This is a genomic window from Mesonia ostreae (assembly GCF_031845265.1).
Classification (GTDB): domain Bacteria; phylum Bacteroidota; class Bacteroidia; order Flavobacteriales; family Flavobacteriaceae; genus Mesonia; species Mesonia ostreae.
In genome coordinates this window covers 194,592-210,178 of sequence record NZ_JAVRBG010000006.1, presented here as the reverse complement: position 1 = coordinate 210,178, position 15,587 = coordinate 194,592, and the positions used below count along the sequence as shown (strand labels likewise).

Here is a 15,587-nt window from a genome sequence, read left to right as displayed (position 1 = left end):
ATTGAAAAACCATCCGTTTTTCAAACTTTTCCTGTACTACAACCCGAGGCAAGCCTCGGGGAATTCTTTAGATTAAATATCTTCATGATTCAACTTAATTTAGACCGGGTTTCTAAAAGCTATCCAAATGGTGCAAAAGCCTTAGATGAAGTTTCTATACAAATCAATTCGGGAATGTTTGGGCTTTTAGGACCCAATGGCGCTGGTAAATCTACCTTAATGCGTACCATTGCCACCCTACAACAACCCGATAGTGGAGAGTTATTTTTAAACGACATCAACATTCGTAAAGATAAAATGAGTTTGCGTAGGCAGTTAGGCTACCTACCTCAACAATTTGGAGTCTACCCCAAAATGAGCGCAGAAAAACTTTTGCATTATTTAGCCGATTTAAAAGGCGTCTTTAAAGCCAACGAACGTAAAAAAATAGTCGATTATGCCTAAGAAGTCACCAACCTCACCGAAGTTAAAGACAAGCACGTTGCAGGTTATTCTGGCGGAATGAAGCAGCGTTTTGGCATCGCTCAGCTTTTGCTCAACAATCCTAAATTGATTATTGTAGATGAACCTACCGCAGGCTTAGACCCCGCAGAACGGCACCGGTTTCTAAATGTATTGCGCGAGATAGGAACAGATAATATTGTGATTCTTTCTACGCACATTGTAGACGATGTAAAAGAATTATGTACCGATATGGCCATTTTAAACGGTGGCAAATTACTCAACCAAATGTCGCCCACATTAGCGGTAAAACAGCTAGAAGGCAAAATATGGACTTGCGTCACTAACCGCGAAGGAGAAGAGCAATTATCGCTCAAGCATCAAGTGATTTCTTCTAGTTTTAATCAAGACAACAGCCTTACTGTTCGGGTATTTTCTCCAGACAATCCTGGCGAAAACTTTTCTGCAACTCAACCAGACTTGCACGATGTTTACTTTACAGAATTAAAAAAGGACACTATTATCTCGGTTTAATATACAGTCTATGTTTTTAAAGATTTTTAGGTTCGAGTTTCAGTACTGGCTCAAAAAGCCATTATTTTATATCTATATGGCGCTCATGCTGGTTTTGTCTACCATTACCATGGCAGGCGCATTAGGAGTTTTTGATGCCAATACGGTAACAGTTACAGGCATAAGAAAGATCAATTCTTCTCTAGGGATTAGTAATCTACTAAGCGGATTCAATTTTCTCACCTATTTCTTACTACCCTCTATTATTGGAAGTTCCATATACAAGGACTATAAAACCGATATGTATCAGGTGCTTTTTTCCTATCCGTTTACTAAAAGTCAGTATTTATTAGTTAAATTTTCCAGCAGTTTTTTTATTTCGGTTTTAGTGGTTCTTTGTAGTCTTGTGGGATTAATTATAGGAACTTTCTTGCCTGGCGTCAACACAGATTTGTTGATAGATTTTAAATTAATAAATTTTCTTCAACCGTTTTTACTCCTCATTATTCCCAACCTCTTATTTTTTGGGGTGATTGTATTTGGCGTGGTTACCTTCTCTAGAAATATTTTTGTAGGTTTCGTTGTTGTCCTAATTCTCATTATTTTACAAGGATTAGCGGGAAACTATTTAAGCGACTTAGATACCAAAAACATTGCAGCTTTATTAGATCCTATGAGCGGAGCTGCAATTCGCTATGAAACCGAATACTGGACCGTGGCCGAACAAAACACCAACCTCATCCCTTATCAAGGTCACCTACTCTACAACCGACTTATTTGGTTGGCTGTGAGCTTTATTATTTTCTTAGGTATTTTTCACAGCTTCGCTTTTCAACAAAACGGAATTAGTTTTTCTTTCCTGTCCAAAAATAAAAAGCGCGATGTAAAACGAAATTTTGGCGGCTATCACATACGCCAAGTTCTCAAAGTGCAATTTAATTTTAGCAAAAAGCAATACGTTAAAAACCTGTGGCGCTATTCCAATTTTCATTTGCAATTTATACTTAAAAACTGGGCCTTCATTTCCATTATATGCGCTGCTATTCTTATGCTAATTCTCATGTTTGCAATGGGCAATCAAATACAAGGCACCAAAACCTTACCCGTTACGCGCATGATGATTGCAATGGGAAAAGCAGGCATAGGGCTTTTTATGATTGTGCTTATCTTTTTATTTTCGGGAATGCTCATTCATCGTGCTCAAATCTCTAAAATGAATGAACTAATAGATACCACCCCACAACCCACTTGGATGCTTATTGGGGCCAAGTTTCTAGCCATTCTCAAAATGATTGTAGTAGTACTTGCAGCCACTATCATGGTAAGTCTACTTTTTCAAACCTATAAAGGATTTTATGATTATGAATTGGGACTTTACCTATTTAGCTATTATTTTGTAGAATTCATAAACTACATCATTCTTGCACTTTTAGCCTTTTTTGTTCATAGTCTCCTTAAAAACTATATCGTTGGTTTTATAGTGTTGCTTGGTCTCTTAATTCTGCTAAGCTTTTTTCCTATGTTCGGGATTCAGCAACAAATTTTTAATTTTAATGAAATTAGCAGTATCTCTTATTCAGATATGGATGGCTTCGGCCACAGCCTACCTCTATATTACATCTATAAACTGTATTGGCTCTTTTTAGGTATTTGTATGTTTATCGCTGGCATTTTGTATTATCATCGAGGCTCTACAATAGGTTTTAAAGAACGCCGACTTATTGCCAGAAAACGATTCAGTAATGGCTATAAGTTGGTAGTTGGGCTATGTTTAGTACTTTTTGTGATTTTGGGCAGCTACATCTATTACATCAACAATATTGCAAATGAGCAGCTTTTAGGAAAAGAGTCAGAGTTAGCCAGAGCAAATTATGAGAAAGAGTTTAGACATTACAAAACCATGGAGCATCCTCGCATCACGGCGACGAAAATAAATATGCAGCTCTATCCAAATTCCAGAGACTATCGTTTAAAAGCAGAATTCACTTTAGAAAATAAAACCGATAAACCTATAGATTCTATTTTTCTGCGGAAAAGTAAACAGGTAACCCAATATCGCTTCAGCAAAGCGACGAGCTTAAGTGTAAGCAATGAAATTTATGATTTTGATGTACTCCAGCTTACCGAATCTTTATTGCCTGGCGAAAGTATGAAATTAAATTTTAGTATGAAAAATTTGCCTAATACTTGGTTTTATGACCACTCCCCAGTAAAACACAATGGTACATTTATTAATAATGGCTTTTTGCCCAGTTTTGGTTACGATAAAAGCTATGAATTAAGCAGTGATGAAATTCGGGAGAAAAATGATTTGGGTTATAAGGAAAATTTTCTTTCTCCGCATGATCCCGAAGCACTTAAAAACACTTACCTCAGTAATGAAGCCGATTGGATAGATTTTGAAGCAACGATAAGCACCAGCGAAGATCAAATTGCCATCGCGCCAGGTTACTTGGTAAAAGAGTGGCAAGAAGGAGACCGCAAGTTTTTTACCTATAAGATGGAAGACAAAATGCTCAACTTTTACAATATTATGTCTGCGCATTATTCCGTTAAGGAAGAAATGCACGACGGGATTAAACTGCAAATCTTTTATTATCCTAGGCATACTTACAATCTCGACCGCATGCTAGAAGGTGCAAAAAGCGGATTAACTTACTACCAGAAATATTATAGCGACTACCAGTTTAGACAGTTGCGCATTATAGAATTTCCTTCCACCATCGGCACTTTTGCACAAGCTTTTGCGAATACGGTTCCGTTTTCTGAAGGGATTGGCTTTATTGCCGATGTAAGAGAAGAGGAGGAAGGTGAAGGCGTAGATTATCCTTTTGCGGTAACCGCCCATGAAGTTGCTCACCAGTGGTGGGCGCATCAAGTTATTGGCGCCAATGCACAAGGCTCGACTTTAATGAGTGAAAGTGTAGCAGAATATTCTTCTTTAAAAGTATTGGAAAAACGCTACGGAGAATTACAAATGAGACGTTTCTTAAAAGAAGCTCTAGACAAGTACCTCTCTGGCAGACGTTATGAGAACCAACAAGAACATTCTTTACTATACAATCGCAACAAACCCTACATTCATTACAACAAAGGTTCTCTGGTGCTTTACGCTATTAGCGATTATGTTGGCGAAGAAAAGTTTAATGCTATTTTGTCTGATTATCTAAATAAAGTCGCTTTCCAAGAAGCTCCCTACACCACTTCATTAGAATTTGCCAATCATCTTAAAACCAATATGCCAGATTCTTTGCAGTATATGGTTACCGATATGATTGAGTACATTAGACTATATGACAATAAAATGTTGGATTATAAGGTAACATCTTTAGAAAACGGCAACTACCAAGTTACCATACGCGCGCAAGTTTCCAAATATGAATCGTTAGATTATGGAGACTCCAATTACATAGATTATGAAAATTGTAGCCTTACGGAAGAAATCCATATCCCAAATGAGGAGAATACAGAAGTGCAATCTCTGCCTTTGAAAGATTATGTAGAAGTGGGTATTTTCACTACAAATGAAGACGGGGAAGAGAAAGTTCTTTATCTAGAAAAGCATCTCATAGAAAAGATTGAAAATGAATGGAAAATCGAAGTTTCTAAGAAACCTACAGAAGTTGGCATTGATCCCTACCACAAACTCATTGACAGAAACTCTGATGACAATACAGTACTGGTAAAATAATCCATTAAAGAATTGAAAAGTAGCTTTTTAAACCTATAAAAAATCATTACGCAGACATTAAAAGGTTTTTTATCTACAATTCTTTTACAAAATACATTTATCGCTATATTTGCACAACTTTATCACACACAACCATGCAATACAAAAGAATACTTTTAAAACTTTCTGGAGAAGCATTGATGGGATCTCGCCAATATGGTATAGATCCCGACCGCTTAGCAGAGTATGCCCACGAAATTAAAACAGTTATTGATAAAGGCATCGAAGTCGCTATCGTTATTGGTGGCGGAAATATCTTTAGAGGTGTTGCTGGTGCTAGCAAAGGAATGGATCGCGTGCAAGGAGATCATATGGGAATGCTAGCAACCGTTATCAACGGCTTAGCCTTACAAAGTGCTTGCGAAGATGCAGGCATCGAAACTAGATTACAATCTGCTGTGAAAATCAATGAAGTAGCCGAACCTTTTATCCGCAGAAAAGCGATGCGTCATTTAGACAAAGGAAGAGTGGTTATCTTTGGTGGAGGAACAGGAAATCCTTATTTTACAACAGATTCTGCCGCTGTACTAAGAGCGATAGAAATTGAAGCCGATGTGATCTTAAAAGGAACTCGTGTGGATGGAATTTACACTTCTGATCCTGAAAAGAATCGCGAAGCGACTAAATTTGATTTCATCACTTTTGACGATGTGTTAAGAAAAGGCCTAAAAGTTATGGATACTACCGCTTTTACGCTAAGCCAAGAAAATGAATTACCTATTATTGTTTTTGATATGAACAAACCTGGAAACCTTTTAAAAGTAGTTTCTGGAGAAAAAATAGGAACCAAAGTAAATTTATAAACTCCATTATTTTTACGTATAATTGAGCGTGATTTAAAATATAACAAAGATGAACGAAGAAATTAATTTTATCATAGACGGAACCGAAGAAGCAATGGAAAATGCCATCGCTCACTTACAAAAGCAATTGCTAAAAATTCGTGCTGGAAAAGCGACTGCTTCTATGGTAAGTACGGTTTTAGTAGATTATTATGGTTCTAAAACTCCGCTTAATCAAGTAGGAAATATCAATACTCCAGATGCCAGAACAATTTCCATTCAACCTTTTGAAAAATCATTAATTCAAGAAATTGAGAGAGGAATTATGAATGCGAATCTTGGTTTTAATCCTATGAACAACGGGGAAAGCGTAATAATTAACGTACCACCATTAACCGAGGAGCGTCGTAAAGAATTGGCAAAACAAGCCAAAGCAGAAGCAGAAGACTCTAAAGTAGGGGTTCGTAATGATCGTAAAAATGCCAATACCGAACTTAAAAAATTAGATATTTCTGAAGATTTACAGAAAGGAGCTGAAAACGAGATCCAAACTTTAACAGACACCTATATTAAACGAATAGATGAAATTTTCGTTAGTAAAGAGAAAGAAATTATGAAAGTCTAATGCATTTTAAAGCATAAAATTTACCTAAGAGCGGCATATATGTCGCTTTTTTTGGTTTAATTGCAGTGTTAATACTTCTATAAATGGCTAAATTTTATTGGTGCATCATAATTTTTTTATGCCTTCCAAGCTTCTTATTGGCACAAAGAACAATTAGAGGAGTAGTAGTAGACCAAGGAAGTCAAAACCCTATTCCCTACGCGAACGTTTCTATTGTAAATTCAGATAAAGAAAGTCAGCTTACTGATATTGATGGCACATTTCAGTTGGAAGTAGATGAAAACGATAGCTACTTAAAAATTGAATATATTGGATCCATCAGTAAAAAAATAAAAATTGGAATCAACGATTTTTATCTTGTAGGACTTCAGAAAGATATTCAAAAACTAGACGGAGTTTATTTAAAATCTACTGGACTTCTAGCCAATAGAATTATAAAAAAGACGATTGAGCAAAAGAAATACAACGATCCAGATTTAAAATTTAGTTCCTATTCTTTTAGAACCTACAACAAGCTTATTATTGATGATCAAAAAAGCTTATTAAATATTGATCTAGACACTACCAATAGAGAAGTTAAAACTATTATAGAAGATGGGAGAGCCTATTTGAGCGAGCAAATAAGTGATTTTAAATTAATAAAAGAAGATGGCGTAAAACAAAAGATCGTTGCTACCAGAACGGCGGGATTTAAAGAACCCGTTTATGAATTGCTTTCTCTAAAAGTACAATCCAATACGTGGTACAAAGAAAAATATACCGTTTTTGGAAATGATTATGCAGGCCCTTTATCTAAAAAACCTTTTAATAATTATACTTACAAAGTATTAGATACCACCACCAGCGATAGACCTGCTTATGTGATCTACTTTCAGCCAAAGCGAGAAAAAAAAGTGGCAGGATTAGAGGGAGTGCTTTATATAGACACGCTTAATTATGGTTTGCAAAAGGCGGTGGGACAGCTAAAAGGAGAAGTAGAAATTAGCGCAGAGCAGCATTTCACGTATTACCCAAAAGAAGATATTTGGTTTCCAAAAAGACAAGATGTAACGATTCTTCCGGGAAAAGGAGGTAAAAAAGTTTCCATCTTTGGCGGTAATATTTCTTTAGGGAGTCTTCCTGAAGAAGCCGAGGCGAACAATAAGCTTTTCTTAAACTCCACTTCCATCAACAAAGACATCGCTTTTGAACAAGTGAACGAAAGCTTAGACAAAGCAAGTTCCATCATTTTGGCTCCAAATGCCACTACTCAACCTATTTCTTTTTGGAAAGAAAATAGAAGTATTCCCTTTACGGAAAGAGATGAAAAGACCTTTAAAAAGATAGATAGCATTGTTAAAAATCAAAACATTAATCGTAAGATTGATGTGTTGCAAAACTTCAATATTGGCTACTTCCCCATAGGTTTTTTTAATCTAGATTTAAGAACTCTCTTTAAATACAATGATTACGAAGGCTTAAGATTAGGAGCTGGAGGTGTTACTAACGATAAATTTTCTAAAACAGTTAGATTTCAAGGATACGGGGTTTATGGTTTTAAAGACAGGGAAATTAAATACAATGCGGGTTTCGGCTTGTCCTTAAATAAAAAAACAAATACCTGGTTTAATTTCAGTTACACCAAGGATATTCAAGAGGTAGGAAGTTTTCATTATTTGTCTGATGCCCGAGTGTATTCTTTATTTGAACCCAGACTCGTAAACATTAATTTTTATTACAAATACCGTTCTTTTGAATCCAGCATTCAGCATAACTTTTTCCCCGAATTATTAAGTGAATTTCAGGTTTCAAAAATTGCCGTAGACCAAACCGGAAGTTACCGCTACCTTAGAGAAGACAGACTCTACTCTTCCTACGATATCACTGAATTAACCGCTAGTTTTCGTTGGAGTCCTTACAGTGATTATTTAGAAGCTCCAGAAAAATCTATTGAAGTAAATGTGGGCTATCCCAAATTTTCACTTCAAGTGGTGCAAGCAATTCCAGGAATGTTAGACGGTGATTTTAATTACACCAAAGTAGGTGCAAAATTGAATTATACCATCAATAGAATTACACAAAATAACACTGAAATTATTTTGGAAGGAGACTATGCTTTTGGCGAATTACCGCTTACCCATACGTTTCATACGTATCCCAACAATCCCAATAAAGATGGGATTATTCCGCGATTTTCGGTGGCAGGAAGAAGAACTTTCGAAACCATGTATTTTAGTGAATTTTTTAGTGACCGCTTAGCGACTTTACAAATTAAACACCGTCTACGTCCGTTTGAAATTTCTAAAAGAATAAAACCAGAGCTAGTTTTTATTACAAGGCATGCGATTGGAGATATCTCTAACCAAGACCAGCATCAAAACATTACCTTCAACACTTTAGAGCACGGGTATAATGAAGCCGCAGTAGAACTCAATAAAATCCTTTTTGGCTTCGGATTAAGTTTCGCTTATCGTTATGGCGCCTACCACCTCCCCGAAATTGATGAAAACATTGCTTTAAAGTTTACGTTTTATTTTCAGCTTTAATTAAGAAATTCAAGTGTTTATTTTATAGCATTTTATACCTTTGTGAGCCTAATTGGGAGTCATGTCAAAGATGTTTAGTTTCGGTTTTTGGAATACCATTGCAAGAATTATTCTTAGAAATAGGATAATCATCTTGGGGCTAATTTTAGCTTTTACCATTTTCTTAGGTTTCCAGTGGCAGAATATGCGTTTTTCCTTTACGGAAGCAAACCTGCTTCCAGATGACCACGAAGTAAATCAAGAATACCAAAAATTCCTAGATAGGTTTGGCGAAGAAGGAAATCTTATTGTCATCGCCACCAACGATAAAGACCTTTTTATTCCGAAGAAATTAAATGCTTGGAACGAACTTGGTAAAAAACTAGAAACATTTCCTCAAGTAGAATATTCCATTGGCATTCAAAATTTAAAAAAGCTTCAGAAGTTTGAAAACCCCAACCGCTTTGAGTTGGTTCCGCTCATTAAAGAAGAAAAAATCAATGCGATTCAAGCCGAAGAATATAGAGAAGAGATCTTTGAAAAACTACCTTTTTATGAAGGTTTAGTCTATAGTAAGAAGAGCAATACCGTTCAAACTGCCGTTTATTTAGACAGAGAAATTGTGAATTCCAAAGAACGAAAAATCTTTGTAATGGAGCAATTACAGCCCTTGTTAGATGAGTTTGAACTCGCTAACGACATCGATTTGCACGTCTCGGGAATGCCATATATTAGAACACTTAACTCTCAAAATATTATCGATGAGATCCAGTGGTTTGTCTTGGGAGCCTTATTTGTGACTTCGCTTATTTTCTTCTTCTTCTTTAGATCGTTTAGAGCGACGTTGATCTCTATGGTTACGGTAATTATTGGTGTAATGTGGGCCTTCGGATTTTTAGGCTTACTGCATTATGAAATTACGGTATTAACTGCCATTATTCCGCCGCTCATTATTGTGATAGGAATCCCCAACTGTATTTTCCTCATCAATAAATACCAACAGGAAATTAAAAAACACGGGAATCAGGCCAAATCATTACAACGAGTAATTACCAAAATTGGGAACGCCACTTTAATGACTAACATTACCACCGCCTCTGGTTTTGCCACCTTCATTATTACTGAAAGTACCTTACTTAAAGAATTTGGTATTGTAGCTTCTATAAATATTGTAGCTCTTTTTATACTCAGTATTCTCCTCATCCCCATTATTTATAGCTATTTAGCGCCGCCAAAAGAACGCCATTTAAAACACTTAGGAAGAACTTGGCTAGAAGGTTTTGTAAATTGGATAGAGCAAACGGTAAGACAAAGAAGAATTACGATTTATATTGTAGCCTTATTGGTTTTAATTACCAGCATTATTGGGATTTACACCATTAAAGTCTCGGGTAGTTTGCTAGAAGATATGCCCAAAGAAGCGGCTTTCTTTAAAGATATAGAATTTTTTGAAGATGAATTTGATGGCATTATGCCCTTAGAGATTTTAATCGATACCAAAAGAGAAGAAGGAGTTTTAAAACTTTCTACGCTAAAGCGGATGAGAGATCTTGAAAATTTATTGGCAGATGTTCCCGAACTTTCTAAACCCTTATCGGTAGTAGATTTAGTAAAATATAGTAAACAAGCTTACTATAACGGAAATCCAAAATACTACCAACTTCCTACCTCTCAAGAAAAAAACTTTATTTTCCCTTATTTAAAAGGAATGTCAGACGGTAAAAACAATCAACTGAATGCGTATGTAGATTCAACAGGGCAATATGCACGTATGACAGTCTTTATGAAAGATATTGGCACCGAAGAGATGGAACGTATAGAAGATAACTTATGGCCGCAAATCAATAAGTTATTTCCGCAGGAGCGTTATGATGTTACTATGACAGGAAAAGCTTTAGTATTTCAAAAAGGAACTACCTATTTAGTGCAAAACTTAGTGCTTTCTTTGTCATTAGCTATTTTACTCATTGCTATTTTTATGGCGTGGATGTTTAGATCATTCAAAATGATAATCATTTCTCTCATCCCCAACTTACTTCCGCTTATCATTACCGCGGGAATGATGGGCTTCTTGGGTATTCCCATAAAACCATCTACCATTTTGGTATTTAGTATTGCCTTTGGAATTTCAGTAGATGACACCATTCACTTCTTAGCAAAATATAGGCAAGAGTTAAAATACCATAATTGGAAAATCAAAAAATCGGTATATCCCGCTTTACGAGAAACAACGGTAAGTATGTTTTACACCTCTATAGTTTTGTTTTTTGGATTCTCGGTATTTATGATTAGTAGTTTTGGAGGTACAGTTGCCCTTGGCGGATTAGTTTCTGCAACTTTGCTTTTTGCGATGTTATCTAACTTATTGCTGTTGCCTTCGCTGTTGCTTTCATTAGAAAAAAGCGTTTCTAACAAAGAAACTTTTAAAAAGCCTCATTTAGATATTATTGCTGAAGAGGAAGAGGAGGAATCAATCGACAAATAAATCCATTTTACCCTTAACCACTTAATAAACAAAAAAGTAAAGATTAGAATTTATGTAAATAAATTATTAATATCATATGATTTTGTTAAATAATTTTTTTTGTATAGCTTAGAAGTCAACTTATATAAATAAACTTCATTGTAAAAACTTCAAAACTTTAACCCTTTAAAGCTAACGATACTCTTTTTAGTTCTATCTATATTAAATTCCTGTAGTTCAGACAATGATTATGATAAAACCAATTCATATGACAATACCGCTACTATAATTAAAACAGAGAATTTAGATGAAGCTATTCCGAATGAATCTTCTTTTAATGCAAATGAAGCCTCTTCTAAGAAGTGGCCAATTATTAAAATTGCATTCTTAAAAGTACCAAAATTTGGTAGCCTCGAATGTAGCTTTGGGTTTGGTTTTTGCTTTTCAATTGTTTTAGCAATCGATGAAATACAAAATCCAGAAATTGTTACCAACTACAATGAAAGTACTGGTGAGGTAGAATTTACACCTGAATTAATAAACGAAAATACTTTAAGATTACATTTTCCTTCAGAAATAACCAACTCCGATTACCATTCTTCTAATGATCTTGAAAATTTTATAGTAACTAAAAATACCCAACATGGAAAAGTAATGTTTATAGAAGGTTCTTATCCTACTAGAATTGATGAAAATGGAAACTTAATTTGTGATATAAATATTGAAATATAATTGGATGAAAAGGATTTTTTATATAACTATCTTTATGTTGGTGACCTCTTGCATTAAAATTAGTTTTGAAACAAAAAACAATGCTTCTGAAGAACTTTTACCCTCAGGAGCATATTTAAATAAAGTTTCTGATACACAAAAAGTAAAAAAGTCAAAGTTCTATTATGTATCAAAAGCTTCAAGCCCAGATTTTATAAACAATATGGAAGCATCATTAATTTCTTTTACAAAAAATAAACAATCTACTTCAATTGATAAAATATTGGTAAAAGATGAAAATGGTAATGAAGTTCCATTAAATACTTGTGATAATTTTACTGCAATAGATAATTCTGATATTGAAAATTTTCTTTCTAATGAAAAGACTTATAAAGGAATGGTTTTAAAAAGTATTGAATCACAAGAAATCTATGATTTTCCTAAAAATAAAACAACCACTATAATTCTTTACACTACAAAAATGGATGGTTTACAAGATAAATATATTAATTTAGCAAAACATCTTTATAAAGAAGAAAATATAGACTATATATTTATATCCATGGATTTAGAAAACTTAAAAAACATTCCAGATGTATGGGAGGAAACCATTTTTTAAATCTTAATATATTTATTTTAGTACTTTTCTCTGGCTATAATATTTCAGCTCAAAACCAATCTTTAGAAAAAGGAGAAGTTTGGGTAGAAGCAAAAGCAGGATTATCTTTTTATAACCGAGAATTGGCAAGAATCAACAACAATAATATTGATTATCAAGAAATAAATAATAGTTTACGCCTAGAGTTTATTCCGCAAGTAAATTATGCTATTGCCAATCGGTTATTCATTGGCGGGCAACTAGGCATTGGTTACGATTCTTTTGAAGTAAAAGAAATAGATAAAAATAACACTTCGCTCAATTATAAAATCGGGGCACAACTACAATACTACTTCTTAAAAATTACACCTCAATTTTACCTTAAAAGTGAAATAGGTGTTAATTATAACCATTATCGTGTCAACCCAGCAATAGAAACTCTTGATACCCAAACGAGCAATTACTTAAAAACCTATCTAGACGCTGGTTTTAATTTTTTACTAGACGAAGATTGGATGGTTTCCATTTTCTTTAAAGACATAGTCACTTACCATTCTAACACGCCAAATTTTGAAAACCGTAAAGACGTTGAATCCAGCGTTATTTTTCAAGATTTTATACGTTTCGCTCATTTTTCAATCAGTTATCGAATAAATTAGCACGTAGCACTTCTTTTACCCCTAACTTCTTGCTAAGCTTAGGGCTAAAAATTATATTTGTCGCTCAAATTAAATGAAGATGAAACATACCAAAATTGTAGATGTATTAAAAACAGATCCCGTTTTACAAGAAGTTTTTGTAAAAGGCTGGGTTCGCGCCTTTAGAAGCAATCGCTTTATCTCATTAAATGACGGCTCTACGATTAACAATATACAATGTGTTGTAGATTTTGAAAACACGCCAGAAGAAGTACTAAAACAAATTAATATTGGCGCCGCCATCGCTGTTAGAGGTACGCTTAAAGAAAGTGAAGGTCAGGGTCAAAAAGTAGAGATTGAAGTCCAAAAAATTGAAATTCTTGGTACTGCAGATCCAGAAGAGGTAAAAAAAACCATTCTATCTCCCAAACGTCATTCTTTAGAGAAGTTAAGAGAGCAAGCTCATTTGCGCGTGCGTACCAATACCTTTAGCGCCATTATGCGAGTGCGTTCTAAACTCTCTTTTGCCGTGCATGAATACTTTCAGAAAAACGGGTTTAACTACGTTAACACGCCTATTATTACGGGAAGTGATGCAGAGGGAGCCGGAGAAATGTTTAAGGTCACCAATATGGACTTGAACAAGGTGGCTAAAAATGAAGATGGAAGCGTTAATTATAAAGATGATTTCTTCGGAAAAGAAACAAATCTTACCGTAAGCGGACAGCTAGAGGCCGAAACATACGCGCTTGGATTAGGACAAGTATATACCTTCGGACCTACATTTAGAGCCGAAAACTCCAACACTTCGCGTCATTTAGCCGAATTTTGGATGATTGAACCAGAGGTTGCTTTTTGTGACCTTGACGGAAATATGGATCTTGCCGAAGACTTTATCAAATACGTTTTAGAATACATTTTAGAACATTGTGATGATGATTTGGCTTTCTTAGAAAACAGATTAATTCAAGAAGATAAGAGCAAACCCGAAGCAGATCGTGCCCCTATGGCATTGCGTGATAAATTGAAGTTTATTACTCAGAATAACTTTAAGCGCGTAAGTTATACCGAAGCCATTGATATTCTAAGAAACTCTAAGCCCAACAAAAAGAAAAAATTCAATTATGTGATTGAAGAATGGGGAGCAGATTTGCAGAGTGAACACGAACGCTTTTTGGTTGAAAAACATTTTAAATGTCCGGTAATTTTATTTGATTACCCCGCCAATATCAAAGCCTTTTACATGCGCTTAAACGAAGATGGGAAAACGGTAAGAGCCATGGATGTACTTTTCCCAGGCATTGGAGAAATGGTAGGAGGTTCTCAACGTGAAGAGCGTTTAGACGTACTGCAAGCCAAAATGAAAGAGCTAGACATCGATGAGGAAGAATTATGGTGGTATTTAGACACCCGTAAGTTTGGAACTTGCGTCCATAGCGGATTTGGCTTAGGTTTTGAACGCTTGGTTTTATTCGCCACAGGAATGGGGAACATTAGAGATGTGATTCCTTACCCTAGAAGTCCGCAAAACGCTGATTTCTAGAACAGAATTGCGTTGCAGTATTTCAATTCCGACTCCTGAGGAATCTATTATTATAAAAAAAGCCCCATTAACCACATGTTTAATTGGGCTTTTTTTATTTGTTGAGTTACTTCTAGTAACTGATTTTTTTTAAGTGTGATGAACTTAACATTGATATATTCATTTTAGTTGCAAGTGCTATCAATTCCTAAAGACGTGTAAATAAATAAAAAATAGCACGTGTATTAAAATATCCTTATCTTTACATTATCAATCCTTTAAGTTATTAAAGATGAATAGAAAACTCACTTTAACCATAGAGCAAGAAACTATTGAGAGGGCTAAAAAATATGCTAAAGATAAAAACAGAAGTTTATCGGATATCATAGAAAACTACCTAAAAATATTAACTAAAGAAGAACAAACCAAAAAATCAAGAAAATTAAATCCTGTTGTAAAGTCTTTAAAAGGTTCTTTTAAAATGCCAAAAAATATAGATTATAAAAAAGAAATTAGAAACAGATTAGAAGAAAAGTATTTATAATGGATACTGTTTTAATTGATACTGATGTCATATTAGACTTCTTCTTTGACCGTGAACCTTTTGCAGAATTTGCTACTGAAATTTTAAATCGCTGTGAAGAAAAAACTATAAACGGATTTACCACACCAGTTATAGTCTGTAATGTCTATTATTTATTACGAAGAACGGCAACTCACCAATTGATTATAGAAAAAATTAAACAGCTTTTAACTATCATCGAAATAGTCGATATGAATAAGAATGTTGTTTTGGATGCTCTTAATTCAGAATTTAAAGATTTTGAAGATGCATTACAAAATTACTCTGCCGTTCAAAATGACCAGATAAACATTATTTTGACCAGAAATATAAAAGATTATAAGAAAAGTAATCTTGCGGTATTGACACCAGAAACTTATTTAAAAGGAAAAATTAGTATTTAAGGCCTTATATAATTTATTGTTAGTTCTTTTTAATGGATTACTTCTCATACCTCACATCAATTTTTACAACCAGAGTAAGATATAACTTTTTCT

The 15,587-nt window shown here is 34.6% G+C and carries 10 protein-coding genes and 1 pseudogene; all 11 read left to right on the top strand.

Features of this window, described 5'->3' with window-relative positions:
- Window positions 1-87 precede the first annotated feature (87 nt).
- Window positions 88-975, top strand: a pseudogene (locus RLT85_RS08080) (ABC transporter ATP-binding protein).
- 10 nt (window positions 976-985) lie between these two features.
- On the top strand, window positions 986-4,645 hold the full coding sequence (locus tag RLT85_RS08075) for an ABC transporter permease/M1 family aminopeptidase (RefSeq protein WP_311401518.1): 3,660 nt from the start codon (window positions 986-988) through the stop codon (window positions 4,643-4,645).
- Between the two features lie 134 nt (window positions 4,646-4,779).
- A complete protein-coding gene (gene pyrH, locus RLT85_RS08070; protein WP_308862982.1) occupies window positions 4,780-5,487 on the top strand; it encodes a UMP kinase in 708 nt (235 codons plus the stop codon).
- Window positions 5,488-5,536: 49 nt separating this feature from the next.
- Window positions 5,537-6,091, top strand: a complete 555-nt coding sequence (frr, locus tag RLT85_RS08065; RefSeq protein ID WP_311401517.1) for a ribosome recycling factor — start codon at window positions 5,537-5,539, stop codon at window positions 6,089-6,091.
- 137 nt (window positions 6,092-6,228) lie between these two features.
- Entirely contained in the window at window positions 6,229-8,616 is a 2,388-nt protein-coding gene (locus RLT85_RS08060; protein ID WP_311401516.1) for a DUF5686 family protein, read from the top strand.
- A gap of 61 nt (window positions 8,617-8,677) precedes the next feature.
- On the top strand, window positions 8,678-11,080 hold the full coding sequence (locus RLT85_RS08055) for an efflux RND transporter permease subunit (protein WP_311401515.1): 2,403 nt from the start codon (window positions 8,678-8,680) through the stop codon (window positions 11,078-11,080).
- Between the two features lie 715 nt (window positions 11,081-11,795).
- Window positions 11,796-12,389, top strand: a complete 594-nt coding sequence (locus tag RLT85_RS08050) for a hypothetical protein (RefSeq protein WP_308862977.1) — start codon at window positions 11,796-11,798, stop codon at window positions 12,387-12,389.
- Window positions 12,368-13,027: a hypothetical protein gene (locus RLT85_RS08045; RefSeq protein WP_311401514.1), complete on the top strand. Its 660-nt coding sequence runs from the start codon at window positions 12,368-12,370 to the stop codon at window positions 13,025-13,027. The genes RLT85_RS08050 and RLT85_RS08045 overlap by 22 nt, the downstream gene beginning before the upstream one ends.
- Window positions 13,028-13,106: 79 nt before the next feature.
- Window positions 13,107-14,549, top strand: a complete 1,443-nt coding sequence (gene asnS / locus RLT85_RS08040) for an asparagine--tRNA ligase (RefSeq protein WP_311401513.1) — start codon at window positions 13,107-13,109, stop codon at window positions 14,547-14,549.
- 271 nt (window positions 14,550-14,820) lie between these two features.
- Window positions 14,821-15,072 carry a DUF6364 family protein gene (locus RLT85_RS08035; protein WP_311401512.1) on the top strand — a complete coding sequence of 84 codons (252 nt, stop codon included), beginning with the start codon at window positions 14,821-14,823 and terminating at the stop codon, window positions 15,070-15,072.
- Complete coding sequence (locus RLT85_RS08030) at window positions 15,072-15,494, top strand: type II toxin-antitoxin system VapC family toxin (protein WP_311401511.1); 423 nt, start codon at window positions 15,072-15,074, stop codon at window positions 15,492-15,494. The genes RLT85_RS08035 and RLT85_RS08030 overlap by 1 nt, the downstream gene beginning before the upstream one ends.
- Window positions 15,495-15,587 lie beyond the last annotated feature (93 nt).

What these genes read in the sequence shown, in the direction of transcription:
- RLT85_RS08075 (WP_311401518.1), top strand. Translation starts at nt 986, where the DNA reads ATGTTTTTAAAGATTTTTAGGTTCGAGTTTCAGTACTGGCTCAAAAAG.
- pyrH (WP_308862982.1), top strand. Translation starts at nt 4,780, where the DNA reads ATGCAATACAAAAGAATACTTTTAAAACTTTCTGGAGAAGCATTGATG.
- frr (WP_311401517.1), top strand. Translation starts at nt 5,537, where the DNA reads ATGAACGAAGAAATTAATTTTATCATAGACGGAACCGAAGAAGCAATG.
- RLT85_RS08055 (WP_311401515.1), top strand. Translation starts at nt 8,678, where the DNA reads ATGTCAAAGATGTTTAGTTTCGGTTTTTGGAATACCATTGCAAGAATT.
- RLT85_RS08050 (WP_308862977.1), top strand. Translation starts at nt 11,796, where the DNA reads ATGAAAAGGATTTTTTATATAACTATCTTTATGTTGGTGACCTCTTGC.
- RLT85_RS08045 (WP_311401514.1), top strand. Translation starts at nt 12,368, where the DNA reads ATGGGAGGAAACCATTTTTTAAATCTTAATATATTTATTTTAGTACTT.
- asnS (WP_311401513.1), top strand. Translation starts at nt 13,107, where the DNA reads ATGAAACATACCAAAATTGTAGATGTATTAAAAACAGATCCCGTTTTA.
- RLT85_RS08035 (WP_311401512.1), top strand. Translation starts at nt 14,821, where the DNA reads ATGAATAGAAAACTCACTTTAACCATAGAGCAAGAAACTATTGAGAGG.
- RLT85_RS08030 (WP_311401511.1), top strand. Translation starts at nt 15,072, where the DNA reads ATGGATACTGTTTTAATTGATACTGATGTCATATTAGACTTCTTCTTT.